Raw genomic sequence first — 25,540 nt, 5'->3', positions numbered from 1 at the left:
GAAGTTGGGGTAGTCATTCCAATATCTTATCATTTTCGGCTGCGGTAAGGCTATTCCACCTGAATAAACGTACAAAAAACGGTTAATAAATTACTAATAGTCAGTAACTATATTTAATATTGACAAATGGACTTATTTTGTATATCTTTATTTACACAAAACAAAAATTTATATTACTTATATTTTGAGAGGAGACATGATTGATGAAAAACAAGGTGACGGTTTTGATGCGGGTGGTACTCGGGATTTTATTTCTGGCTCACGGGATCAGCAAGCTGCAAATGGGGCTGGGTAACGTCGCGGGCTGGTTCGGCAGTATCGGTCTTCCAGAGTTTTTGGCTTATGTCGTTGCAGCAATCGAGCTGATTGGCGGGATTCTGCTGATTCTGGGTCTCTTTACACGCTACGTGTCGGTTGTGCTGATTATTGTGCTCGTTGGCGCGGTCTTTACCGCGAAGCTATCGGCAGGCCTCCTCGGGAACGGGCAAGCAGCCGGATATGAGCTGGATATCGCCTATATCCTGATCGCCCTGTATCTCGCTGTGGCAGGAACGACGGAATGGTCGCTCGACCGCGTGATTTTTAACAAAGGTTAACAGTCAATGAGTATTCCATACGAATACAGCGTTGTACTGCCGGAGGGCTATACGGAGGGTAAGCGATATCCGGTGTTGTTCGCCCTTCACGGGAAAGGCTCGAATGAGCAGGATATGCTCGGTTTGGCAGAGCCGCTGAAGAACGAGTTTATTCTGATCGGGATTCGCGGCGACCTGCCCATGGGGCAAGGCTATCAATATTATGAGCTGAGAAGCCTCGGGAATCCGATCCGTGAAATGTTTGACCGGGCGGTTGGCCGTCTGGAAGCTTTTATTGAATACGCTACGGAAAAATATGCGGTTGATCCCGCGCGGCGCTATGTGCTGGGCTTCAGCCAAGGGGCGATTCTGGCGATGACGCTAGCGCTTACTATGGGCGAAAGAATTAAGGGAATCGTGGCGCTAAATGGATACATCCCTGATTTCGTAAAAACGGAATACCCGCAGCGCAGCGTTATAAACATGTCCATTTTTATCTCGCACGGTGAATTTGATCCCGTATTCCCGGTCAAGATCGGCTATGAGACCGCGGCCTATTTCAAGAACCTGAACGACCGCGTCAACTTTAAGACCTACCCTAGCGGGCACGAAGTAACCGGGGCGAACCGCCGGGATGTGATGAACTTTTTGCTGGAAGACCGTTTAACCGATTAATTGAAGAGAAAAAGGAGTGAACCGCTGATGATGCCATCTTACTTTTTTGCGCACGGAGCACCGTCGCTTGTAATTGAAGATCACGAGTATACCTCTTTCCTGAAAAATATTGCCGCCACGCTTACGCGCAAGCCTAAGGCGATTGTGATCTTTTCCGCCCACTGGGAGCATACGGTTCAGCAAGTCAGCGCGGCGGATACGTACAGTACCATATATGATTTCTCCGGATTTCCGGAGGAAATGTACCGGATGACCTATCCGGCGTCCGGAGACGCCTCGGTTACTGAACAGGTGTTGTCGCTGCTGAATGACGCAGGCATTCCGGCCGTATCCGACACCAGCCGCGGGCTTGACCATGGCTCCTGGGCAGTGCTGAAGCTCATCTTCCCGGATGCGGACATTCCCGTGGTGGCGCTGTCGGTGAACCAGTATCTGGACAGTGCGAACCAGTACGAGATTGGAAAAGCGCTGGCGAAGCTGCGGGAGCAGGACGTACTCATCATCGGCAGCGGCGGTATCGTCCACAACCTGCGGCAGATCAAGTGGGGCGTCGGAGCGGAGGACATCGATGCATGGGCATTTGAATTCGACACCTGGATCGAGAAGCGGCTTAAGGACTGGAATTTGCCGGAGCTGTTCCGCTATAGCGAGCTCGCGCCTTACGCGGATCGAGCCGTTCCGACGAGCGAGCATTTCATTCCGCTGCTTCTGGCGATGGGGAGCGGCGATGGGGTGCGGCAAGCGGAGCTTCTGCACCGCAGTTACCAATGGGGCAGCCTGAGCCTGACGGCTTGGCGGTTCAATTAATCGCTTCGATCATACGGTTATACAAAAAGCACTATTGAAAAACTAATGGTATTAGTTTATTATAAAACTAACACCATTAGTTTTTTTTGTTTTTTATCGGAAAATCATATTAAATAACAGGATAGGAGAGGGATGAAACATGATCGGAGTATTGCAAATGCTTAATCTTGCGCTGCGTCTTTTGCTGGAGATCGTTGCCCTTATTGTTTACGGGTTATGGGGCTACCGGATGGGTGGCAGCGGCTGGAGCCGAACGCTGTTCAGCCTTGGTCTGCCGCTGATCGCGGCCGCCGTTTGGGGAATGCTGGGCGCACCCAAAGCCGCTTATGCTCTGCCCGCCCCGCTGCATCTGCTGCTGGAAATCCTGATGTTCGGAACGCCGGTCTTGCTGCTGTATCTGATGAACCGGCCCGGGCAGGCAGCGGTATATGGGATTGTAGTGCTTGTTAACAAGCTGCTTATGATGGTCTGGAACCAGTAATTCATAACCGAAACCGGGCAGGAGACAGATCGCTGCTCCAACTAATATATCGCAAAAACCCATCCCCCTAATTGCAGAGGATGGGTTCGTCCATATATAGCTGCTTACCTCATTACATGGCTTGCTCGAAAATTTCCATGATCTCGTCATGCGAGCCTTGAACCGGATTGGTGACGCCGCAAGCATCTTTCAGCGCATTCGATGCCAGCACGGGGAAATCTTCCCGTTTCACGCCAAGCGCCGACAGTCCGGGCGGGATGCCGACCCGCTTCGCCATTACCTCAATAGACTCAAGCGCAAGCGCAGCGCCTTCTTCTGAAGTGACGCCGCCTACATTCCGGCCGAGCGCCTCTGCCACATCTTTCAGCCGTGGCGCGGCTTTGACCGAATTATAACGCTCCACATGCGGCAGAAGAATGGCGTTACAGACTCCGTGCGGCAAATTGTAGAAGCCTCCGAGCTGATGCGCCATCGCGTGGACAAGCCCTAGGCCCGCGTTGTTGAACGCCATGCCGGCAAGGAATTCGGCATATGCCATCTGCTCGCGCGCTTCCTTATCCGATCCGTCGTCAACCGCCCGGATGAGATAATCCCGGATAAGATTAATCGCCTTAATTGCGCAAGCATCCGTAATCGGCGTCGCGTTGATTGAGACATACGCTTCGATAGCGTGCGTCAGCGCGTCCATGCCGGTGGCGGCAGTCAGGGATTTCGGCATCGCCATCATCAGGTCGGGATCGTTGACCGCGATCAGCGGCGTCGTATGCTTGTCAACAATCGCCATCTTGATATGGCGCTCCTCGTCAGTGATGATACAAAACATCGTCATCTCACTGGCCGTTCCGGCCGTCGTATTAATGGCAATAAGCGGAGCGGCAGGCTGTGCGGACTTGTCCACGCCTTCGTAATCTCCGATTTCTCCTCCATTCCCGGCCAGCAGCGCGATTCCCTTGGCGCAGTCATGCGGCGAACCGCCTCCAAGCGAGACGACGCAGTCACACTCCGAATCGGTATAGAGCTTAAGCCCCTCACGTACATTTGTTACTGTGGGATTCGGCTGCGTTCCGCTGTAAATGGCAGAGCCGATTCCATTTTGATTCAGCATATCCGTGACTTTGGCGGCAAGCCCGATGTCCACGAGCGGCTTGTCGGTGACGACAAGCGCTTTTTTGTAACCGAGCTTTCGAATTTCTTCACCTGCGTCCAAAAGCGCTCCAGATCCCAGCAGACTCATTCCCGGCATCATAAATTTCGCATTACCTGACATTTCGACACCTCGCTATTTGTTAATTGGAAAATATTGTGATAACCTTGCTCTATTATTAAAATAAGGCTTCGAACACCAAAAAACTAATCGAAACTGCGGTAAAATACACGAAATTTCTGGAGGATCGCATGGAAAAGCTTCTGAAGAATTTTAGCCGGTTCGATGAACTGCACTATGGGTTCCAAACGGATTTGATCCGGATTTTATATTATGATCTGCCGGAGCATTACTACGAGCAGTATTCTTCATATGAATGCTCCAAGCTGTGCACGATTTTGGACGGGGAGAAGGAAGTACGGATCAATAAAACGGAGAGCTTTCAGTATGGATCGGATGAAATGATTCTTCTGCCGCCGCACTCCTCGGTCGAGATGTCGATAGAGCGCCAGACGAAAGCGCTTGTGTTCGAGCTGGGCGATCAGTTGATCGAGCGTCTGGAGCCGGTGGTGAGCGAAGAATTTGGGCTTGCGGAGAAAGCGACGGTCGGAGATGTCGTGCGGTGCGGACTGAAGAGCGACGATATGGACCCTGTGGTAAAAGCAATCGGCCGGATGAAGGCCTACATGGCTTACCCGGGAGACAGCAAAATCTTTCTGGTCGACCTTGCGGCGCAGGAACTGGCTTATCATCTGCTGCGTATTCGGGCCTTCCGGCTGAGTCTGAAAAATGAAAGCAAACATCCCGTGTTCCGCGCCATCCGCGATATTCACTCGGAGTTGTTAACGCTTGCATCCGTAAAAGAGCTGGCAGGCAGTTATAATATGTCGCATACTCATTTTACGCATCTGTTCAAAAGGATGACGGGTCTCGCCCCGCTTGAATACATCACCCGCGAAAAAATGAAGCTCGCTAGTAAGCTGCTCCAGGAGCTAACGGTTACAGAGACGGCGATGCAGCTGAATTACGACAACATCTCCCACTTCATCGCTTTGTTTAAAAAGCAGTTTGGCATGACGCCTAAGCAGTACCAGCTTAGCCGCCAGCCTGAAAATGTGCTATAAGGCAAAAAGTTTATTGACAGAGCAGACAATCTTCACTATAATCCATATTAACCATTAATTCACATTGAAATAATATGAATTAAGAAATGTAGCTGACCGGTTACCCGGAAGCTGGGCCTCCAACGGATTTGGAGCGCTTGGCTTCCTTTTTTTTATGATATTATTGTGATTTTTATCACAAATACCGGCTGATATGCACACTTAGGCTAACCAGTTCACTGGAGGCTTGACTTTACCTTTACAGGACAGGTCAAGTCTCTTTTTTAATACAAGCAAGCCAAGCAAATTGAAGATGGAGGAACGTATCATGTCGAAAATTGCAAGCAAACTGACAGATCTTATTGGAAACACGCCGCTTCTGGAACTCAGGAGCTTTAGCGGGAAAAAGGAGCTTGGCGCTTCGGTAATCGCGAAGCTGGAATATTTCAATCCGGCGGGAAGTGTAAAAGACCGGATTGGCTACGCCATGATCAAGGACGCCGAAGAGCAGGGCCTGATCGGACCGGGAACCGTGCTGATCGAGCCGACCAGCGGCAATACCGGTATCGCTCTCGCCTTTGTGGCCGCGGCCCGCGGATACCGTCTTATTCTGACCATGCCGGATACGATGAGCGTGGAACGCCGCAATCTGCTGAAGGCGCTGGGCGCCGAGCTGGTGCTGACACCCGGAGCCGAGGGTATCAAGGGCTCTGTCCGCAAGGCGGAAGCGCTGGCGGCGGTTACACCGAACTCGTTCATTCTGCAGCAGTTCAACAATTCGGCCAATCCCAAAATTCACCGCCAGACAACTGCAGAGGAAATCTGGCGGGATACGGGCGGTAAAGTGGACATTTTCGTCAGCGGAGTCGGAACCGGAGGCACGATAACCGGCGTCGGGGAAGTTCTGAAAGAACGGAATCCGGATGTGAAGATTGTGGCCGTAGAGCCGTTTGATTCACCGGTTCTCTCGGGAGGAAATCCGGGTCCGCACAAAATTCAGGGCCTTGGGGCCGGGTTTGTTCCGCTCATCCTGAACCGGGAAATCATTGATGAGGTATTCAAAGTTCGAAATGAGGAAGCGCTGGAAACGGCGAGAGAATTGGCGGCCACGGAAGGACTGCTGGTCGGCATCTCCTCGGGCGCTGCCGTCTTTGCAGCCTCCCAGCTTGCCAAGCGGAAAGAGAACAGAGGCAAGAATATCGTCGTTCTGCTGCCTGATACCGGTGAACGCTATTTATCTACCGTATTGTTTCAGGAACCGGCGCAGACAGGAGGATTGTCATGAGCAAAGTCATCGAGAGACCGCGTTATGTTTGCGCCCTCGGCGGCGCGATCGGCACCATCCAGTCCCTGCCCCGGGCGATTCCGATTTTACATTCCTCTTCCGGCTGCGGCGGCAATCTGGCGGGGGCTTTAAGCGGAGCTTCGGGCTATAACGGCGGCAATTATTGCGGCGGGCAGGCGCTCCCAAGCTCGAACGTATCCGAAAGAGACATCGTGTTCGGCGGCGAAGGCCGGCTGTACGAACAGATCGAGAATACGCTGAAGGTTATGGACGGGGATTTGTATTTTGTCGTCACGGGCTGCATGGTCGAGATGATCGGCGACAACGTTCATGCCGTGACCAAACGGTTCAAGGACGGCAAATTGCCGGTACTGGCCGCGGAAACGGTCAGCTTCAAAGGCAACTCCTATTACGGCTACGAGCTGGTGCTGGAAACCCTGTTCCGTGAATTTGTGGAGCCGGCTCCGGTGAAAGATCCCGGGACAGTGAATTTGTGGGGAGTCGTTCCCATGCAGGATGTGTTCTGGAAAGGAAACCTCGGCGTGCTGAAAGGCTTGCTGAAGAAGCTGGGCTTTGAGACAAACACCTTCTTCGGCCAGGGCGAGACGTTGGAGAACCTGAAAAATTCCGGAAAAGCCAGCCTGAATATCGTCGTGTCGGAAGCTTACGGGATTGAAGCGGCGAAAGTATTTGAAGAGGTACACGGAGTTCCCTATATCACGCTTCCTTTGCCGGTCGGGGATCACGGAACTTCGCGCTTCCTTCGCACAGTAGGCAAGGCACTCGGGGTAGATGAAATCAAGGTCGAGAAATTAATCCAGGAAGAAAGAAAAGCCTACTACCCTTATCTGGAGCGTCTGGCGGATGTCTACAACGATCTCGATTTCCAGCGCTACGCCACCGTGGTCGGCGATCCCAACTATACGCAAGCCATTACCCGTTTTCTTTCCGACGATCTGGGCTGGCTGCCTGAACTGGTTGTGATCACCGATATTCTGGGGGAAGAGCAGAAGGAACGGGTTCTGGCATCATTCGGTGAATATGAATCCGGGCTTCGTCCGGAAATTGTGTTCGATGAGGATGCCTCAAGCGTCGTAGGCTATATCAATCGTCACTGGCCGCAGAATCAAGGGCAAAAATATTATAAAGGCTTCGCCCCTGGAGTCATTATCGGAAGCGTCATGGAACGCGATACGGCGGAACAGTTCAAGGTGCCGCTGCTGCCGGTCACCTATCCTATCTCCAACCGGGTGGTGCTGAACCGGGCATATGCCGGTTATTCCGGCGGGCTTACTCTTGCCGAGGACGTGCTCAGTCTGGTTGTTGCCCACCGGTAATGAACCCCATCGTTTTTTTAATGAAAAAAGGAGGCTTGTTCCATGGATTACATTAAACATAAAGTGCCGCCGGTGCGTGAAGACCGCCTGATGGCTTGCCAGGCCTACGGCGGAACGTGCGGAGATTTGTCCAATGATTCGAAGAAAGGATGTCTCTACGCCAGCAAACGGACCTTCTCCCAAACCCAGGGCTGCCAGCTTAACCTCAGTCTGGGCATGATCAGCTCCATGCGCGATGCGGTTATGGTCATTCACAGTCCGATCGGCTGCGGCGGCAACCTGATTCAGAACGCCGGGATTAACAAGGTATTCCAGAAGCTGCGCCAGCAATCAGCCGTTGGCCTGCGCTGGATTAACACCAACCTGAGCGAAGTGGATGTTATCAGCGGCGGCGAAGCCAAGCTGAGACAGGCCGTGCTCAAAGCCGAGCGAGAATTTCGCCCTAGCGCCATCCTTGTTTTTAACAGCTGTGTCCCGGCTTTGATCGGCGATGATATTGACGGCATTCTGGACGATTTGCAAAAGCAGGTATCGGCCCGGATCGTACCGATCCACTGCGAAGGCTTCAAAACGAAAATTCAGGCAACCGCCTATGACTCCGTGTACCACGGCTTAATCCGTAATCTTGTGGGCGAAGACAAAAGCACCAAACCGGCGATCATTCGTACACCGGAGGAAGAGCTCGAGCATCAGGAGAAAATCAGCAAAACGGTCAATCTGCTCAATGTCGGCTCGATGAGCCGCATCGATGAGGAAGAGCTGGTTCGTTTGCTCAAGGCGCTGGATCTTAACGTACGAATTTTGCCCTCGTATTCGCACCCCGAAGATTTTACCTATGCCTATGAAGCGGCGCTCAATGTGAGCATCTGCGCAACGCATGATGATTATTTCGTAGAGCATTTCCAGAAATTATATGGTATTCCTTACGTACTGCGGACCATTCCAATCGGCATTGCCAATACGAACAAATGGCTGCGCGATATCGCTGCCCACTTCGGAATCGAGGAGCAGGCCGAGAAGCTGATTGCGGCGGAAACGGCGGAGCTGAACAAGGCGATCGAACCGTTCAAAGCAGAGTTCAATGGAAAGACCGCATTTCTCACCGGCGGCGAGGTTCGGATATTGACTACGGCGGAGCTGCTGCATAATCTCGGCTTCGAAATCCTGGGCCTCCGGGGATATCACTTTGATAAATACGGCGAGATTCTCCTGGAAGAATATATGGAGGATGTACCGAATTCGGAAAAAGCGATCTTCAATATCGGTTCGGGCCAGGTGTTCGAGCAGGCCAATCTGCTCAGCAAAATTACTCCTGACTTGTTCGTTGGACATATCGGCGTTAACGGCTCGGCAGCCAAGCAAGGATATCCGATCTTCCCGCTCTTCGGGCAAAGCGACGACTATTTGGGCTACAAAGGCGTGTACGAGGTGGCAACGCGGGTCAGTCGTATTTTGAGAAATGCTTCCTTTAACAAAAATCTGGGCAAAAACACGAGACTGCCTTACCGGGATAGCTGGTATGAGCAGGACCCGTTCACGTACATTGACGATTCGGCGAGCATCGCTGCCCGTATTGGATAGCTTGAAATAGCTTTGGATGGAAAGAACAAGTAAGAGGAAGGGAGAATGAAAATGTCCGAAAATGAAGCGAAAATCAAGGTGACCGGGGTAACCCGCCAGTATATGATCCGGCGGAATACGGAGGATGAGAAGAAGGAGTTTACCGCTCTGAAGGATGTCGACCTGAATGTGAGACCCGGCGAGTTCCTGACCATTGTGGGACCGAGCGGCTGCGGAAAATCGACGCTGCTTGATCTGATTGCCGGGCTTGCCTTGCCGACGGAGGGCGAATTGTTCATCGACGGCAAGAAAATTACCGGTCCTGCGCTGGATAGAGGGATTGTTATGCAGGGATATGCGTTATTCCCCTGGCGGACGGTTCGCCGCAATGTGGAATTCGGTCTGGAAATCAAGAAGGTTCCCAAAAAAGACCGCCAAGCTATCAGCGACCGGTTTCTGGAGCTTGTCGGATTAAGCGGATACGCCGACCGTTATCCATATGAGCTGTCAGGCGGAATGAAGCAGCGGGTCGCTATTGCCCGGGCTCTCGCGTACGATCCTGAAGTGCTGCTTATGGACGAGCCGTTCGCCGCGGTGGATGCCCAGACACGGGAGACGCTTCAAGATGAGCTGCTTCAAATCTGGGAGCGGACCGGAAAGACGATTATTTTTGTTACCCACAGCATTGATGAAGCCGTCGCACTTGCCGACCGTGTTGTTGTCATGTCGCCTAATCCGGGCAGAGTGCGCGAAATTGTTAATGTTACCCTGCCTCGTCCAAGACGAGTAGGGGATGTCCAATCCACGGCCGACTTCAGCTGGATCCGCCACAGAGTGTGGGAGCTTCTGCAGGGGGAAACAGCCGAAGTCAAACCGGTGGCCCAGAAGGCTCCGGCGCAAGCGCAGCTTGAGCTTGCCGAACAGCTATCCTCATCGGCTGCGTTATAAAATTTTCACTAAGGATAAGGAGTGCAGTTTAATGGCTAAAAAGATAAAACAAATTGCAATCTACGGCAAAGGGGGGATAGGCAAGTCCACCACAACTTCCAACATAAGCGCGGCTCTGTCGGTGGCTGGCTACAAGGTAATGCAGTTTGGCTGCGACCCAAAGAGCGATTCGACGAACACGCTGCGCGGTGGAGAATATATTCCCACTGTGCTCGACACGCTGCGGGACAAACAAATCGTGAGAGCGCATGATGTTATATTTGAAGGGTTTAATGGCATTTATTGCGTTGAAGCAGGCGGCCCGGCTCCCGGAGTCGGCTGCGCTGGTCGGGGGATTATCACATCGGTATCTTTGCTGAAGCAGCAAAAGGTATTTGAAGAACTGGATCTCGATTATGTTATTTATGACGTACTGGGCGATGTCGTCTGCGGAGGGTTTGCCGTTCCAGTACGTGAAGGCATCGCTGAGCATGTATTTACCGTAACTTCTGCCGATTTCATGGCTATTTACGCGGCCAACAACCTGTTTAAAGGTATTCATAAATATTCTACCGAAGGCGGAGCCCTGCTGGGCGGTGTTATCGCCAATTCCATCAACGCCCCATATGCCAAGGAAATCGTGGATGACTTCGTTGCCCGCACCCACACCCAGGTGATGGAATACGTTCCGCGCTCGGTTTCGGTAACGCAGGCGGAGCTTCAGGGCAAGACAACGATCGAAGCGGACCCTGATTCCAATCAGGCGAAGGTATATAAATCTCTGGCCCAGAAAATTATTAATCATACCGAGTCCAAAGTGCCGGCCCCAATGGAAACCGGCGAGCTAAGGCAGTGGGCCGCCGAATGGGGCAAACAGCTTGTGGCCCTGGAATCCGGCCTGATCGCTCCCGCCGCAGCCGGTAATTTGTAATTTGGTATGAAGACCAGAACTCCATCTCGGGAGAACTTCCATTTGCCGGTATCCGGAGCGGTCTTTGACAAGAAGGAAGCTTTGAAAGCAAGAACGCATGTTGTGAACAGTATCACAGAACTGATCGGAAATACTCCGGTGGTGAGACTGCAGCGATTGGCCAGAACAAATGCTGCGGAGGTTCTCGTTAAACTGGAATCTTTCAATCCTTCCGGAAGTGTCAAGGACCGGGCCGCTTATAACATGATTCGGAGAGCGGAGGAGAAGGGACTGCTGCGTCCGGGGAGCACGATTATCGAACCGACCAGCGGAAATACGGGAATTGGAATCGCCATGAACGCAGCCGCCAGGGGATACTCGGCAATTATTGTCATGACGGATAACATGACGCCTGAACGGATTAGTATACTGAAAGCCTACGGCGCCCAGGTGGTACTAACTCCGGTTGCCGAAGGCATGAAGGGCGCCATTGCCCGGGCGGTCAAGCTGCGCGAGGAAATTCCCGGAAGCCTCATGCTCCAGCAATTCGAGAACAGCGCCAATCCGGACTGTCACCGGACGACAACGGCACTGGAGATCGTAGAGCAGACGGAAGGCAGGCTGGACGCCTTCGTTGCTTGCTCCGGTACTGGAGGAACTATTACGGGAACCGGAGAAACGCTGAGAAAATTGATTCCGGGGATTTCCATTTATGTAGTCGAGCCCAAAGGCTCTCCTGTACTCTCCGGCGGAAAGGCTGGGCCGAACAAGCTGGTTGGAACCGGTCCGGGCTTTATTCCAAAAGTGCTGAATACAAAGGTATACGATGAAATTGTTCAGGTATCCGACGATGATGCGCTCGGCGTCATGAGGGAGCTTGCCCGCAGGGAAGGACTGCTTGTAGGGCCCTCCTCCGGTGCGGCGGTGTGGGCCGGATTGAAGGTCGCGGACAGACTCGGCCCCGGCAAGAGGGTTCTGTGCATGGCACCGGATACGGGCGAACGGTATTTGAGCATGGATGTATTTTGAAAGTGCAGTATTTCTTTGCAGCCCACTTTTCCAAAAGAGGTCAAGCAGCCGATTTCCATCCGGCGGGCTTGACCTTTTTTACTAAATTAGAATGAAAGGAAGTGAATGGGAAATGCTCGAGATCGATAGTGAAATTCTGCTACGGACTTACCCGGTGAACCGGATTCATTCAAAGGCCGAAGGCCATAAGACTCCATTCCTCCCCATATTGAAGACCGCGGCCGGGAAATCCGTCATTAGGCTGCTGATTCTCTCGGCTTGGGAAGCGCTACTGCGTCTCTATGGTCATGGTGCGGGCGATTCCTCCGGCAGGGAAAGACATTCACATTGATGGTGCCGATCTTCAGAAGGCAGATAGTTGGCGGTAGAAGGTTTTTCAATTTCAAAATACGAGGTGATGCAAATGCGGATTCAAGATGTGGTAGATGAAAGACTGTTGGATCAAATATCCGGCGGCAGCGTGATTGGCATCGACATTGGGTCGAGAACCGGTAAAGCGGTGCTGCTGTCCGGGGGTGAGTTATATACCAGCAAGGTCTATACCGGCATCAACATGCAGGAAACGGCCGATGAGCTGCTCGAGGATTTGCTGGAACAATCGGGTCTGATACGTTCGGATATCGATTATATCGTCGGCACCGGTTACGGCCGAATTGCCCTTAAGTATAGCGATATTTCATCCCAGATTGTAACGGAAATATCCTGCCATGCCATGGGTGCGCATTATTTAAACGCCGACGTTCGGACCATCGTGGACATTGGAGGGCAGGACTCCAAGGCGATTCGGGTTGACCCGTTGACCGGCGGTGTTGTGGAGTTCGTCATGAACGACAAATGTGCCGCAGGCACCGGCCGCTTTCTGGAGAAGGTCGCTGAAATCCTGGAGCTGTCCATAACCGAGCTTGGACAAGAAGCCGTGCAGTCCGATTCGCCTTCGGAAATCAGCAGTCAATGCGTCGTCTTTGCCGAGTCTGAGGTCATTTCTCTCCGGGCCAAAGGCGAGACACGGCGGGATATCGCAGCCGGCATCCATTTCGCTTCGGCCAAGCGGGTCCGCAATTTGCTGAAGCGGGTCGGTATCGAGCCGGGGCTGATTTTCTCCGGCGGCGTTTCGAACAACGTCGGGATGAGGAAGGCGCTCGAGGAGCTGTCCGGGCATCCGCTGATCGAGTCCAAGATCGACACGATCTTCGCCGGCGCTCTGGGCGCGGCCATTCATGCCCTGAATTATTCAAGGGCAGCAGTCACCTCAACCCAGGAAACGGAGAACGTGTTCCGATTGGACCTTACCGGTCTGGAGAACCGGATCGCCGAGCGCCAGGAACAGCTTATCCTTGGTGCGGACGAACACAAAAAAGTCGGCTACCTATGCTCCTATACGCCGCTCGAGCTGATCAGCGCCGCCGGCGTTTCCCATATCCGGCTGTTCAAGGCTGGAGATACTCATACGGTAGCCAGCGGCGAGCAGATTACGCAGAGCGTATTCTGCGATTTTACCAAGAGCATTCTCGGCGCCTTCAAAGAAGAAGATCCGCTGTATACTTCTCTGGATAAAGTCTACACCTTCTATACCTGCGACTGCATCAAGACCGTTGGAGAAGCTATCGGTGAATTCTTTGCGCCTGCTGACATTTATACGCTTCCCCGGATTAAGGACAAGCCGTCTTCGCGAGACTTCTACAGCTCCCAAATCCTGAGCTTCAAGGCCGATCTGGAACAGCTGTCCGGCAATATCATCACCGAAGGTGAGCTGCGTTTGCAGATTCGGCAGTACAACGAGGTGCGCAAGCTTCTGACCCAAATTTCCGAGCTGCGCAAGCGGCCCAATCCGCCGCTTTCGGGCAAAGATTATCTGGACCTGGTCAAAGCCTTCTATTATTTGCCCGCCGAAGAGCTGCTTCCTCTATACCAGGGCATTTATGATAAGCTGGCCGCGGTCCCCGTCCGCGAAGACCGGACGATCCGGCTGTTCATGGCCGGGGGCATTATCGCGGATGGCGACCGTAAGCTGCTTGAGCTTATCGAGGATGAGCTTGGCGCCAGAATCGTTGCCGAGGATCACTGCACCGGGCTGAAAATAGCCTCCGGACATATCGATGAGGAAGGCGATCCGTACCGGGCTCTGGCCGAGGGATATATTGACCAGACCCCTTGCGCACGGATGAAGCCTCTCCAGGAACGCGTGGAAATTTCCGGCGCGCTTGCAACCGAATATCAGGCGGACGGCGTTCTGTACGCTTACCTTAAATTCTGCCCATGCTACGGACAAATCAAGAACGAATTCTTCCGCCACTATCAACAGCTGGGCATTCCGGTTCTTGAGCTGCCGATCGACTATTCCAAGAGCGATCAGGGTCAGCTCAAAACACGGCTCGAAGCATTTATCGAAGTGCTGAGAGAACGAAAAGGGCTGGCCGCCGTCGGATCGGCTTGATAAGCAGACCGTTCGAAAGGAACCTTGATACAATGCCGGTTTAATCGAAAATCCTTCAATTACATTTCTTAAGGGAGATGAACGTGCATGAGCGATTTGAAAGAAATCATCGACCCTGATCTGTTGTCCACAGTGACCGGCGATATTGCGGTCGGGCTCGATCTGGGCTCCAGAACGGGAAAAGGAGTGCTTTTGGCCGGTGGCAAGCTCTACACGGCGATTACCCCAACGGGCGTGTTCATGCAGGAGACGGCCGACAAGCTGCTGGACAAGCTGCTTAAGCAGTCGAAGGTGGCGCGGGAGAATATCGCTTATATTGTCGGGACCGGGTATGGCCGAATAGCGCTGAACTTCGGCGTGACCGGGCACAAGATTGTGACTGAAATATCATGCCACGCCATGGGCTCGCATTATCTGAACGCCAAGGTCAGGTCCATCGTGGATATCGGCGGTCAGGATTCCAAAGCGATCCGGGTGGACCCGGCCACGGGCAAGGTGATTGAATTTATCATGAACGACAAGTGCGCCGCCGGCACCGGACGATTTCTGGAGAAAGTTGCGCATTTGCTCGATCTGACGCTGGAGCAGCTCGGTGCCGAAGCGCTGAAAGCCGATGCTCCCGCCGATGTCAGCAGCCAATGCGTCGTTTTCGCCGAATCCGAGGTGATCTCCCTGAAAGCGAAAGGCGTATCCGCGGCGAACATTGCCGCCGGCATTCATCTGGCAACGGCGCGACGCGTCCGCAATCTCGTCAACCGGATCGGCCTCGAACCGGACCTTGTCTTTTCGGGCGGCGTATCGAATAATCCGGGCATGACCCATGCGCTTGAAGAACTGCTCGGACATCCGATCAGCAAGGTCAAGCTTGATACGATCTTTGCTGGAGCGCTGGGGGCAGCCATATTTGCCCAGAAGGCGGCTTCCAGCACCGATGAGGAGTTGGGCGATTTTGCTCTGCTAAAAACGAAATGATGAGTAGTTAAAAGCGAAAAATGAATTAATTTTTTGTGAGAGGAAGATGATTATGTCGACGGTGCTGACAAACGAAGCGCAGGAGCAGCTCAATCATATCCGATACAGTCGGGATACGGTTCATGCCCACTCGCCCGCGATCCAAAAGCTGTTCAATCTTGTTATTGATTATGTGGATGATGCGGAGATAGCCGGAAAGAACGGCACTAAGGTCATCTGGGCCGGCGTGCCCTGGGCGATGCCCTTGATTTATTCCGCTGGAGCCATACCGGTCGCCTTTTCGGAGGTGGGACGCATCAGCGGACAAGAGGCTATTACGGTCTCGGAGGATTATTATCAGATGCCCGCAGAAACCTGTTCCATGGTGAAAGCGACAGCGGGGGAATGGCATTTGCGGAAACAGGCCGGGACCTCGATCACCCGCATATTCGGTTCATCCTCCGGCTGTGAACCATATAACCTAGCGTGGGAAGTGATGAAGAAGGAAGGCTTCGACGTATATACGAGCGACGTTGTCTATCGCGCTCCGGGCGTTGAAGGCGAGCGTTATGAGGAACTGGTCCGTTATTTTGTGGATGAAATTTATGACTTCAATGAATGGCTGACCGGAAGCCGGGAGATTGACAAGGAAAGCCTGCATCGTGAAATTGCACGCAAGAACTATCTCATGCGCAGAATGCGGGAAATTATGGATTTGCGGCTGCAGCATCCGTTTCATGTCAAAAGTCTGGGAATTATGTACCTGATGAACGGACTCACCCATTATTTTGGCAAACCGGAGGAATACACCGAAGTATTGGATGCGCTGGTTGAGGAATTGTCCGGTCTTGAAGCTGATGAAGCCGAACGCCAACGGGCGATTCCGTTAATCTGGACAGGCGGCAGCGGGCAGGAATTCGGAATTTACGAAACAATCGACAATGCAGGAGGGGCGCTGCTCGGATTTGTTAGCTCGCCATATACAAGGGATTTTCCAGAGGATATCGATCCGGTCGAATCGGTTGCCCGCTTCCAGCTCCAGAGTCAGATGGCTGGAGCCTCGATATACCGGCGCCACGTTATCGAGCAGCAAGTAGACCGGATTCAGGCTCGCGGACTTATTTTATACGGATACCTGGGCTGCTCGTTCGGAAGCGTCACCCGCGAGATGTACAGGGATTATTTCCATAATAAAGGCATTCCGAGCATTAATCTGGAAGGAACCTTCCAGGTCGGAGCCCCCAGCGGACAACTGCTGACGCGGATTAAAGCTTTTATCGAAATGCTGTCCTGATCAGATACGAGGAAGGATCGCTGATTGGAGCGTATATTATTCCTGTGTTTGTTATGATCGTAAAAAAGGACGTCCCCGAAATCGGTATCGGGAACGTCCTTTTGTGATTTTATGGCGAGGCTGTTTGTTCAAGACGCTTATTTTAACTGCAACCGCCGCTGGTGGATGGCTTCTCCCGCAATTGAGGTAACAAGTACGGCAACAGCCAGCAGAGCAAATGCATAATAAATCAGGCCGCTCCACCCCAAATGGCGGAGAAACAGGCCACCTGACCATCCGACCAGACTGGAGCCTCCGTAATAGAAGAGCAAGTAAAGAGAGGCGGCCTGTGCTTTGTGTTTGGAATCTGCCACCAACCCTACCCAGCCGCTTGCAACCGAATGTCCGCCAAAAAACCCAAAGGCAACCAGAGCGACTCCTGCGATTTTGATGGCCAAAACAGGAATCAGAGTCAGCAGCGCCCCTAACGCAAAAATGGAGATCGCTATCGCAACAACTTGCGGGCGCGAATGACGATCCGCCAGCTTACCGAACCAAATAGAGCTAAATGTACCGACCAAATTGACGACAAACAGAAAGCCGAAGACGGTCTGGCTCAATTCGTAGGGCTTGGCCGTCAGCGGATAGCCGATATAATCCAGAATCATGATATAGACGCCCATCAGCAAAAATCCGGTGATAAACAGCAAGAGAAGCCGCTTATTCAGCAGGTTGTCGATCATCCCTGCCTGCCACTGCTTGAAAGACCGCCGGTGAGGATGGAAATTGCGCGACGCCGGAAGGTATCTCCAGAAATAAAGACTAAGCAGCAGATTGATCATTCCCAGAATCATCAGCGCGGTCTTCCAATCCAATAAGTCAGTTAATGCTCCGATCACGATCCGCCCGGTAAATCCGCCGATGGCCGTTCCCGCAATGTAACTCCCCATGACTCTCCCGATGTCTTTTCTATGGAACTCTTCATTAATATAGGCCATCGCTATCGAAGGAAATCCCGCAATACTGACACCCTCCAAGAACCGGATGACGAGAAATAACGAAAATTGATGGCAGAATGCGGATGCCACTGCAAGGATAGAGGTTAGCAGCAGGGATAGGCTCATTAATTTTTTTCTTTCCAGAGTGCTGGATAACGCCGAAATCAGGATCAGGCCGATACCAAGACCGATCGTGGCCAGGGAAATGGAGGCTCCCGCCGTTGCCGGTGAAATATGATATTCCTTGGAAAAAAGGCTGATCAATGGCTGCGGGCTGTACAAAACAGCGAATACAACTATGCTTCCCATCAACATGCCTGCCGAAGCCCTCCGATGGTCTGAGCTTCCGATTTCGATTACATTCATGCCTAATTCTCTCCCATTCATCAACTTGCTTGGTGATTTGTGTCTTTATTCTTAGCCAAAGCAAGTATAAAATGAAGAGGACCTGAAAGTATAATGCATTATTTTCATTGTTTTCATATATTCTGTGTAATCGAAGTGAGGGAAACAGGCCTTGGAATGGCAGCAACTCGAATATTTTGAAGCAACCGCGCGTTTGCAGCATATGACGCTGGCGGCACAGACACTTAACATTACACAGCCGGCTCTAAGCCGGTCCATCGCCAGACTGGAGACGGAACTTGGTATTCCGCTTTTTGAGCGGGAGGGACGGTCGATCCGTCTTAACCGCTACGGCCAGCTTTTTCTCAGCCATGTTGAACATATTCTTGAAGAATTCCGGATGGCCAAGCGCGAGATTGACGATCTTCTGAACCCGTCACAAGGGGAGGTCTCTCTGGGGTTTCTGCATACGCTCGGCATTCACCATATTCCCGATCTGATCGGCAGGTTCCGCAGAGCGCATCCCCACACCCGGTTTCAGCTTAATCAGAGCAGCACCCAGCGTCTGTTGGAACAGCTGGTCTCAGGTGAAATTGATCTGTGCATGGCTTCGCCTCAGGATGCCGACATGCGCATTCGTTGGGCAAGATTGTGGTCGGAGGAGCTGTTCATAGCGGTGCCTGCCGGACATCGGCTTGCCGGTTCGTCACTGGCGGAATTGTGCGAGATTGGTCAGGAACCTTTGATCTCGTTTAAAGAAGGCTACGGGCTCCGCATTATTACCGATAAACTGCTGGATGAGTCGGGGATATCTCCGGGTATTGTTTTCGAGGGGGAAGATGTCGATACTGTCGCCGGGCTGGTCGCCGCCGGACTCGGTGTTGCCATCCTGCCCAAATACAGCGGACTGGACCATGAAGAGGTAAGCTGGGTGTCCATCGCAAACCGCTCCTGCCGCAGAGAAATCGGAATCGCATGGATGGAAGACCGGTTTTTGTCCCCCGCGGCTGAACGGTTCAGGCAGTTTGTGCTGGATTATTATTTGATGGCGTAAAGCTTAGTTTTAGCCCCTAAAGCCGCCGTCGGAATGGATAATTTGCCCGGTGATCCACTGCGCGTCGTCATTTGCAAGAAAGGCGATCAGCTTCGCCGCATCCCCGGGCTCTCCAACTCTACCCATCGGAAACTTGGAAAGCAGGGTTTGCTTCAAATCATCGTCCATCCATCCTGTATCCGTCGGTCCGGGGTCCACGGCATTCACTGACTGATACTCGGCCCCGTAAGTCTGCCGACCGTCATACATACTCCAATGGGTAAAAAAGATATCCGCCCCCTCACGGGCGAGCGCACGAGCGATAGCGCTTCCAATTCCTTTGCTGCGGCTTACTCCGGTAATAATTGCGATTTTGCCATGTAATCGGTTCATGAGTAATCCTCCTTGAAACAAGACTTATTGAAAGATACATTCGCACCTATTTGTTTAAGATAATTTCGGCGATAGCTGTACCGATCGTATCAACAGGCTGAAAAATATTACTTAGTACAATAACGGTTGCTTGTCTGTCTATATACTTTAAAAATATCGAAGAAAATCCGTGTACTCCCCCGCTATGACCAACAACCCTTCCGTATGGTGTGTCCTGAATTATCCATCCGTAGCCATATGAAAATTCAGCAGCTTTCAAGTAAGGCGTTAACATTTTCCACTTCATTTTTGCGCTCAGTAGACTGTTGGATTCGATTCCTTGATCCCACTTGAATAAATCCCTTATTGAAGAAATGATCGCTCCAGCCGCATGTGTATTGGACATGTCGATATAGGGAGCGTTTGATAAAAGTCCTTCATCGTTAATTTGATATCCTGAGGCCCGATCATTAATCATCGTTGCGGGATGGTCAATACATGTATCCATCATGTCAAGGGGCTTAAAGATGAAATCCTGAAAATAAGAACCGAATGATTTCCCGGTAATGCATTCGATTAAAGCTCCCAAAAGGATATATCCTGAATTGGAGTAGCTGAATTGTTGCCCAGGTTCAAACGCCAAAGGAAGATCGGAAAAGCGATTGATCAACTCTATTGTTGTTGAGGGGGATGCAAACCAATCCAGTAAATGAGGATCGTCCACATAATTTACAATCCCGGAAGAGTGGGTTAACAGATGATGAATTGTTATTTGCCCCGAACCCTTTTGATGCGGAAAATATTTGATTATCGGATCGTCAAGCTGAATGAGCTTTTTCTGGGTAAGCTGAAGAATTGCAATGGCTGTAAAAGATTTTGTTATAGAGCCAATCCTGAATCGGGTTCGCTCGGTATGATCTGTCGATAACTCAAAATTTGATTTACCGTAGTCGCCTTGAAATACGACTTTACCGTTTAACGAAGCCAGAACCGATCCGGAAAAATGAATGCCATCCGACAGCCTAGACAGGTATTCATGGATTTTTTCCTGGATATCCTGCATTGTAATTGTCCTCCTGATATCACCGACTTCTGCTTAAATCCTGCAATATTTGTTTCACTTCATTTGGAGCTCTCAGTATTCCATACAGTTTTAATTTTCCGAACGTATCTTTAGCGAGACTGGGTGTCACGTCATTTGAAACGATTAACGCGCCAATTAATTTAATGTCCAATGTTTTCCCCGATCGCTTGACTTCCTCCAACCGTTCGCGGTTAAATTCCAGCACTCCCATGACGAAGAACTTCTCGGTAGTGTAGCGCTGTACTTCATTCGTATGATTTTGAAGTTGGTTCCGGATAGCGATTCTAATAAAATCTGTTCGGTTCGAATAAAAGCCCTGGTCCACCAATAAATCGACTTGACCTAAATCCACTGGGCCAAGATTAATAGTGATTTTTTCTTGATCAGCCATACGCCATCCCCCCACCATCTATATAGATGGTATAATACACTAATTACCAATATTTATCAATCCTATTTCACATTCTCCTTAAGTTTTCACTTGATAAATCTGGAAATATCTACGACAATAATGGTTGGGGGAAGAGCTACCGATGTGCCTACTGATTAGAAATCCCTACTATCGACCTAAAGGAGTGATGATGTTTGAAGACGTTTTCCATTTCAAATGAATCCGAGAGAGGTCATGATTTATAAGAGCCTTTGAAATCATCGCGCCTCTCACCGGGAACGGGAGGCAGTTAAGTTATGATGTCATTAAGAAACATGGTTCGGGGCTTGGAATATGATGCTCCGGCCAAACAATTAATTGCGTTATGGGAGCATGATGCCGGCACGCTGAAGTTCTGGAGAGCCAGCAGCAATTTTGTGTACATGTTCGAATTAAACGGGGAGCGGCGCTTTCTCCGGTTTATTCATGAAGAGGACAACACGATCAACAATATCCGGGCTGAGCTTGATTTCATGCTATTTTTGCTCAGTCAAGGTTATCCGGCGGTTGCTCCTGTACGTTCAACGAACGGGGACTTGATTGAAACCATTTCTACAAAGGACGGGCTTTATTACGGGGTGGTATTTGAGCAGGCGAAGGGAAGGCAGCTTCCGCTTGAGGAGATGTCGGACATTCATTACGAACAATGGGGACAATCGCTTGCCGCTCTTCATCTGATTTCCGAACAATACCGTCCTCCAGCGGTGGAATACAGAAGCTGGCGGGATGCGCTGAATTTTGTCTCATCGGTATTGGAGCGGTACCCCGGTGAAACCGGGCTCCGGCAAGAGCTGGAACGATTGCGGCGCGAGCTTTCTGAGCTTCCGACCGGCAAAGGGCATACCGGATTCATCCATTATGATTTCGAGACGGATAATATTTTCTATAATGATGAACTTGCGCGGTATTGCGCTATTGATTTCGACGATTCCATGCATCATTGGTTCATGATGGATGTTGCCGCCGCCATTTCCGATCTGTATGAACAGGAGGACGAAGAGGCCAGAGGGAAGATCGGGCAGTTCCTCGCCGGATACCGGTCAGTGAAGCCCTTGGATGAACAATACACCAGCGATCCGTTCATTTTTCAGAAATTTTCAGATCTCTATATGTTCGCGCGGCTGCTTCGCAGTATCGAGGGGATGGATGATTCTAGCACGCCAGAATGGGCCGTTAGGCTGAAAGACAGGCTGCTCGGTTTCTGCGACCGGATACGCGAGCGTTACCGGACAGCTTCAGAATCCGTGCCAATTGATTCAAATAACTGATTCGCCCAAAATCGGCTTTGCCGATCCTTGCCGCTAGAGTTTTGGCGGTTTTTTTGATTCTCCGATTCCGCTCATAAGCGGCCGGGTTCTGAATCATAGGTATAACCAATCACATCTATACGATTTATATATTTCACTTATAAAAAGGCAGCGTTGTAATATATACATGAAAAACAGATCTTCTGTAATCATGACGGGGTGTTTCTGAAACAAGAAGGGAGTGCCGAGATGAAACAGCAGTGGAATACCGGAACCTATGATGCGGATATGTCGTTTGTCTCCAGCTTTGGGGAGTCGTTAATCGAGCTGTTAAAGCCGCAGCCGGGAGAGCGGATTATCGATTGGGGCTGCGGGACAGGTGATTTGGCCGCAGCCATTGCCGGAAACGGCGCAGAAGTAACCGGAATTGACGCCTCCGCCGAGATGATTCAGGCCGCCCGGGGCAAATATCCGGAGCGTATCTTCATCCTAGCGGATGGACAAACGTATGTCTCGGAGCAGCCGGCAGATGCTGTTTTCAGTAACGCCGCACTGCATTGGCTGAAGAATGCGGAAGGGGCTGCGGCCTCCATCGCAGGCAGTCTGCGGACGGGCGGGCGTTTTGTCGCAGAATTCGGCGCGTTTGGAAATATCGCTTCGGTCGTAGCCGGACTGCCGCGCGCTTTTGAAGCTATAGGCGCAAATGACAGGCTCCAGCTTCCTTGGTATTTCCCAAGTATCGGGCAGTACACAACGCTGCTGGAGCGGCATGGACTTACGGTAGACTTCGCCCACTGTTTTGACCGTCCGACATTGCTTGAGGGTGGGGAGCAGGGCTTCCGCCAGTGGGTTAACACTTTTGCCAATGGAGTCTTAAGTGTACTTTCTCCTTCGGAAAGGGTGGCGGTCATTGAACACTTGGAGCACGAACTGAAACCGTCGCTTTATCGCAGCGGAGTTTGGGAGATGGATTACCGCCGTATTCGGGTGGTGGCGCGTAAAGAGTAAGGGGTGTATCTGTTCGGCACGACCGGCGGACGTTAGAAACGAAGTAGACATGAATCCTTTTAACTTTTCCGTAAAATGCAAAGAGGCTGCCTATGTGCAGCCTCTTTGTGATCCAAGGTTCCTCCTTCTGGCGGTCCGTCCTACAGTTGACTTAAAACGTCGGGCTGATCCCCGGAACGGTGTGAAGAGAAACATTCGTTATATTTGTCAGCAATACGGCTGTGCAGTGGATGGGAGTCCGGAATTCCCAAGTGATGTTCGATTACATAGCCGATTCCATGCTCGCGTATGGAGTTTTGGAGTTTGACGGCTTCCGGATCCTTTACGAAATCGAATACCAGAGCTGCGGCAATCGCCGCGACCAGATGGTCGGTTTTGAGTCCCATCTTGTGTGCCTGGATAGCGGGACGAACGAGTCGATCGTTCGGAGACAGTTTGCGAAGCGGAGATCTGCCCACACGGGTGATTTTGTCAGTAAAATGGGGATTTGTAAAACGTTTGATCATTTTTTCAATATAAAGTTCATGCTTCTTGCTATCCAGATTGTATTTCTGCGTCAGCATAGCGCCGGTTTCCTGCAGGACCCCACGGACCTGCTTCAGCACTGTCGGATTAGCAATGGCCTCCTGAATCGTAGAGAATCCTTCCAGGTATCCAAAGTAAGCTGCAGCGCAGTGGCCGGTATTCACGGTGAACAACTTGCGTTCGATATAAGGGTCAAGGGAATCGACATAACGGACGCCTTTGATTTTGGTGAAACCGTCCAGCATACCGGCCTTGTGGATGACCCATTCGCAGAATGGCTCAACCATCACCTTCAGCGGGTCTTTATGCTGCTGGATCGGCACGATCCGGTCAACCATCGTATTCGGAAAAGCAACAAGCTCATCAGCCTGCTTGCGTTCCGACGGCTTAAGAAGAGGGTAGACCAGCTTTTTCAAGCGCTGGCTGCCTCCAATGCCGTTCTCGCAGGCGATGATATGGAGCGGCTCCGGATGCTTTTTCTTCTTGAACCTCAGCTTAATACCTCTGGCAACGGATTCGGCAATATCCTTAAGCGCCGACATCCCGATGGCGGTGGTGACAAGATCCGCTTCAGCGATGGATTCCGCGACTTCATCGACATCTTTGATGCTCACGGCTGTAACATTTTTAACAAGCTCGGTATCGCGGGATTCATTGGCAAGCGTGACAGGGTACTGTCCGCGCTCCTGAAGCAGGGAAATCTTCTTCTCATTACGGGCGACAAAAACAATCTCATAGTCGGATTCAGCTAAGATCGGTCCAATAAAGCCCCGGCCGATATTACCAGCTCCGAAGTGTACGGCTTTCAAAAGTGCATTCCTCCTTAATTTATCTGTCGGCAGATGAGATACAACTTGATGTAAGGTTCATCAATATCGATCCATTCGAAGTAAGTCTCTACCGGCTAGGTATTTGGGGACGGACTGAGGCAATTAGTCAGCCTGTTTGGTTTAGCTCATTTGAGTAGTTTCGAAAAGACGGGTGGTCAGATGATCGAAGTCGAGGTCGGTAAAGCACGCAACTCTATAAAGCGAAGGGTCGAAGTCCAGCAGGCTTGTGATTTTATTCGGACTTATAATGCAGTGCATGCCTGCGGCCAATGCGGCCTTGGAACCGTTCGGCGAGTCCTCGATTGCGATAGCTTCATCCGGTTTGACACCCAGACAATCCAACGCCTGCAGATACAATTCAGGGTCGGGCTTGACGTTCTTTACATGATCGGCTGTACGAATACAATCGAAATATTCACGAAGCCCGAGCTGCTTCAAGTATTTTTCAACCCATGCGGTCGAAGAACTTGTCGCAAGTCCGATCTTAAGTCCCGCGGCTTTGGCGGAATCCAGATAATGCTTGATGCCCAGCCGCATTTCTTCGGCTTCCATCAGCTCGGAATGGCGCTTCTGAACGGCTTTCCGGAATTCCTCCCGGTCAATAGGAAGGTTCAAATCGGTCATCAAATACTCATACGGGTTAAAATTGCACAAGCTCGTTCCGATACATTGGGAGTACTGCTTCACAGAAAGCTCTACGCCGTGCTGCTCGTATGCTTCCCGAAAAGCGGCATACCATGCGGATTCTGTGTCGATAATCGTACCGTCGAAGTCAAATACCAATGCTTTAATCATGAATGTTCGCTCTCCCTTCAGTTAGATAATTTTCATGCTTGAGTCTGAAATATTCATGAAAAAGATTGAAAGCTTAGCGCTTTTCTCTGAAAAAAGCGTAACACAACTCAAAAGCCAGGGTCAAACCGGGAAGGTCGGAAAACTTCAAAAAACGCTGTATGAAAGCGCATTCATTCAGTGTTAAAATAAAATAAATAAGTTGCTGTCCGGGTAATGATTATTCTAAGAAGATAGCGCTATCATTCTCCGCATACAAAACTGACAGAGGCGGCTGAAAGCGTTGAGGGAAGCGGAGTTCAGAACGATGATGGCTTTACAGCAAGGGGAGCGGCGGCAGAAACGGATAAAGTCGAAAATCGAAGCTCTTAATTCCGGGGATGTC

25 protein-coding genes are annotated in these 25,540 nt (G+C 51.2%); 18 read left to right on the top strand and 7 right to left on the bottom strand.

Going from position 1 to position 25,540, the window contains the following annotated elements; translation table 11 throughout:
* Positions 1 to 203: 203 nt before the first annotated feature.
* From G5B47_RS12365 to G5B47_RS12350, 4 genes are all read left to right on the top strand, one after another.
* Positions 204 to 596 carry a DoxX family protein gene (locus G5B47_RS12365; protein ID WP_165098404.1) on the top strand — a complete coding sequence of 131 codons (393 nt, stop codon included), beginning with the start codon at positions 204 to 206 and terminating at the stop codon, positions 594 to 596.
* A 6-nt stretch (positions 597 to 602) separates the two neighbouring features.
* Entirely contained in the window at positions 603 to 1,250 is a 648-nt protein-coding gene (locus G5B47_RS12360; RefSeq protein ID WP_165098401.1) for an alpha/beta hydrolase, read from the top strand.
* A 27-nt stretch (positions 1,251 to 1,277) separates the two neighbouring features.
* Complete coding sequence (locus G5B47_RS12355; protein ID WP_165098398.1) at positions 1,278 to 2,057, top strand: DODA-type extradiol aromatic ring-opening family dioxygenase; 780 nt, start codon at positions 1,278 to 1,280, stop codon at positions 2,055 to 2,057.
* A gap of 139 nt (positions 2,058 to 2,196) precedes the next feature.
* Positions 2,197 to 2,538: a YrdB family protein gene (locus G5B47_RS12350; RefSeq protein ID WP_165098395.1), complete on the top strand. Its 342-nt coding sequence runs from the start codon at positions 2,197 to 2,199 to the stop codon at positions 2,536 to 2,538.
* 112 nt (positions 2,539 to 2,650) lie between these two features.
* Here the strand turns inward: G5B47_RS12350 and yiaY are convergent, their stop codons facing one another.
* Positions 2,651 to 3,805, bottom strand: a complete 1,155-nt coding sequence (gene yiaY, locus G5B47_RS12345) for an L-threonine dehydrogenase (RefSeq protein WP_165098392.1) — start codon at positions 3,803 to 3,805, stop codon at positions 2,651 to 2,653.
* 128 nt (positions 3,806 to 3,933) lie between these two features.
* Here yiaY and G5B47_RS12340 point away from each other — a divergent pair, with 128 nt between their 5' ends.
* From G5B47_RS12340 to G5B47_RS12285, 11 genes are all read left to right on the top strand, one after another.
* Positions 3,934 to 4,806: a helix-turn-helix domain-containing protein gene (locus G5B47_RS12340; RefSeq protein WP_165098389.1), complete on the top strand. Its 873-nt coding sequence runs from the start codon at positions 3,934 to 3,936 to the stop codon at positions 4,804 to 4,806.
* A 307-nt stretch (positions 4,807 to 5,113) separates the two neighbouring features.
* Positions 5,114 to 6,070 (top strand): cysteine synthase A, encoded by a 957-nt coding sequence (gene cysK / locus G5B47_RS12335; protein WP_025334788.1) that lies wholly within the window; start codon positions 5,114 to 5,116, stop codon positions 6,068 to 6,070.
* Complete coding sequence (locus tag G5B47_RS12330) at positions 6,067 to 7,407, top strand: nitrogenase component 1 (protein WP_165098386.1); 1,341 nt, start codon at positions 6,067 to 6,069, stop codon at positions 7,405 to 7,407. Before cysK (G5B47_RS12335) ends, G5B47_RS12330 begins: the two co-directional genes overlap by 4 nt.
* Positions 7,408 to 7,449: 42 nt before the next feature.
* Entirely contained in the window at positions 7,450 to 8,988 is a 1,539-nt protein-coding gene (locus tag G5B47_RS12325) for a nitrogenase component 1 (RefSeq protein WP_165098384.1), read from the top strand.
* Positions 8,989 to 9,039: 51 nt separating this feature from the next.
* A complete protein-coding gene (locus tag G5B47_RS12320) occupies positions 9,040 to 9,915 on the top strand; it encodes an ABC transporter ATP-binding protein (RefSeq protein ID WP_206107354.1) in 876 nt (291 codons plus the stop codon).
* A gap of 31 nt (positions 9,916 to 9,946) precedes the next feature.
* Positions 9,947 to 10,825: a nitrogenase iron protein gene (nifH, locus tag G5B47_RS12315; RefSeq protein WP_025334792.1), complete on the top strand. Its 879-nt coding sequence runs from the start codon at positions 9,947 to 9,949 to the stop codon at positions 10,823 to 10,825.
* Between the two features lie 81 nt (positions 10,826 to 10,906).
* Positions 10,907 to 11,833 carry a cysteine synthase A gene (gene cysK / locus G5B47_RS12310; protein WP_235949745.1) on the top strand — a complete coding sequence of 309 codons (927 nt, stop codon included), beginning with the start codon at positions 10,907 to 10,909 and terminating at the stop codon, positions 11,831 to 11,833.
* A 112-nt stretch (positions 11,834 to 11,945) separates the two neighbouring features.
* Positions 11,946 to 12,164 (top strand): hypothetical protein, encoded by a 219-nt coding sequence (locus G5B47_RS12305; protein WP_165098378.1) that lies wholly within the window; start codon positions 11,946 to 11,948, stop codon positions 12,162 to 12,164.
* A gap of 72 nt (positions 12,165 to 12,236) precedes the next feature.
* Positions 12,237 to 14,267, top strand: coding sequence for a 2-hydroxyacyl-CoA dehydratase (locus tag G5B47_RS25365; RefSeq protein WP_206107345.1), 2,031 nt, complete (start codon positions 12,237 to 12,239; stop codon positions 14,265 to 14,267).
* Between the two features lie 87 nt (positions 14,268 to 14,354).
* A complete protein-coding gene (locus G5B47_RS12290) occupies positions 14,355 to 15,239 on the top strand; it encodes an acyl-CoA dehydratase activase (protein ID WP_165098374.1) in 885 nt (294 codons plus the stop codon).
* Positions 15,240 to 15,291: 52 nt separating this feature from the next.
* Entirely contained in the window at positions 15,292 to 16,512 is a 1,221-nt protein-coding gene (locus G5B47_RS12285) for a 2-hydroxyacyl-CoA dehydratase family protein (RefSeq protein WP_165098372.1), read from the top strand.
* A gap of 137 nt (positions 16,513 to 16,649) precedes the next feature.
* Here G5B47_RS12285 and G5B47_RS12280 read toward each other — a convergent pair whose 3' ends face one another.
* Complete coding sequence (locus tag G5B47_RS12280; protein ID WP_165098370.1) at positions 16,650 to 17,855, bottom strand: MFS transporter; 1,206 nt, start codon at positions 17,853 to 17,855, stop codon at positions 16,650 to 16,652.
* 151 nt (positions 17,856 to 18,006) lie between these two features.
* Here G5B47_RS12280 and G5B47_RS12275 point away from each other — a divergent pair, with 151 nt between their 5' ends.
* Positions 18,007 to 18,888 (top strand): LysR family transcriptional regulator, encoded by an 882-nt coding sequence (locus tag G5B47_RS12275; RefSeq protein WP_165098368.1) that lies wholly within the window; start codon positions 18,007 to 18,009, stop codon positions 18,886 to 18,888.
* A gap of 9 nt (positions 18,889 to 18,897) precedes the next feature.
* On the opposite strand, the gene G5B47_RS12270 is transcribed toward G5B47_RS12275, so the two are convergent.
* From G5B47_RS12270 to G5B47_RS12260, 3 genes are read right to left on the bottom strand one after another with little or no spacing between them, the layout of a single operon-like run.
* Positions 18,898 to 19,260: an SDR family oxidoreductase gene (locus tag G5B47_RS12270; RefSeq protein ID WP_165098365.1), complete on the bottom strand. Its 363-nt coding sequence runs from the start codon at positions 19,258 to 19,260 to the stop codon at positions 18,898 to 18,900.
* Positions 19,261 to 19,306: 46 nt separating this feature from the next.
* A complete protein-coding gene (locus tag G5B47_RS12265) occupies positions 19,307 to 20,302 on the bottom strand; it encodes a serine hydrolase domain-containing protein (RefSeq protein ID WP_165098363.1) in 996 nt (331 codons plus the stop codon).
* A gap of 19 nt (positions 20,303 to 20,321) precedes the next feature.
* A complete protein-coding gene (locus tag G5B47_RS12260) occupies positions 20,322 to 20,714 on the bottom strand; it encodes a CopG family transcriptional regulator (RefSeq protein ID WP_165098361.1) in 393 nt (130 codons plus the stop codon).
* Between the two features lie 296 nt (positions 20,715 to 21,010).
* On the opposite strand from G5B47_RS12260, the gene G5B47_RS12255 reads away from it, so the two are divergent.
* Both G5B47_RS12255 and G5B47_RS12250 read left to right on the top strand, forming a co-directional pair.
* Positions 21,011 to 22,021, top strand: coding sequence for a phosphotransferase enzyme family protein (locus G5B47_RS12255; protein WP_165098359.1), 1,011 nt, complete (start codon positions 21,011 to 21,013; stop codon positions 22,019 to 22,021).
* Between the two features lie 228 nt (positions 22,022 to 22,249).
* The gene (locus tag G5B47_RS12250; RefSeq protein ID WP_165098357.1) at positions 22,250 to 23,008 is read left to right on the top strand and encodes a class I SAM-dependent methyltransferase; all 759 of its coding nucleotides are present in this window, start codon (positions 22,250 to 22,252) and stop codon (positions 23,006 to 23,008) included.
* 140 nt (positions 23,009 to 23,148) lie between these two features.
* Here the strand turns inward: G5B47_RS12250 and G5B47_RS12245 are convergent, their stop codons facing one another.
* Positions 23,149 to 24,342: a mannitol-1-phosphate 5-dehydrogenase gene (locus G5B47_RS12245; RefSeq protein ID WP_165098355.1), complete on the bottom strand. Its 1,194-nt coding sequence runs from the start codon at positions 24,340 to 24,342 to the stop codon at positions 23,149 to 23,151.
* Positions 24,343 to 24,483: 141 nt separating this feature from the next.
* The gene (locus tag G5B47_RS12240; RefSeq protein WP_165098353.1) at positions 24,484 to 25,158 is read right to left on the bottom strand and encodes an HAD family hydrolase; all 675 of its coding nucleotides are present in this window, start codon (positions 25,156 to 25,158) and stop codon (positions 24,484 to 24,486) included.
* Positions 25,159 to 25,540 lie beyond the last annotated feature (382 nt).

The sequence above is a fragment of the Paenibacillus apii genome (genome assembly GCF_011043685.1).
Taxonomy (GTDB): domain Bacteria; phylum Bacillota; class Bacilli; order Paenibacillales; family Paenibacillaceae; genus Paenibacillus_AQ; species Paenibacillus_AQ sabinae.
Note: the sequence above shows the minus strand (reverse complement) of the source record. Positions and strands in the feature narration are given on the sequence as shown.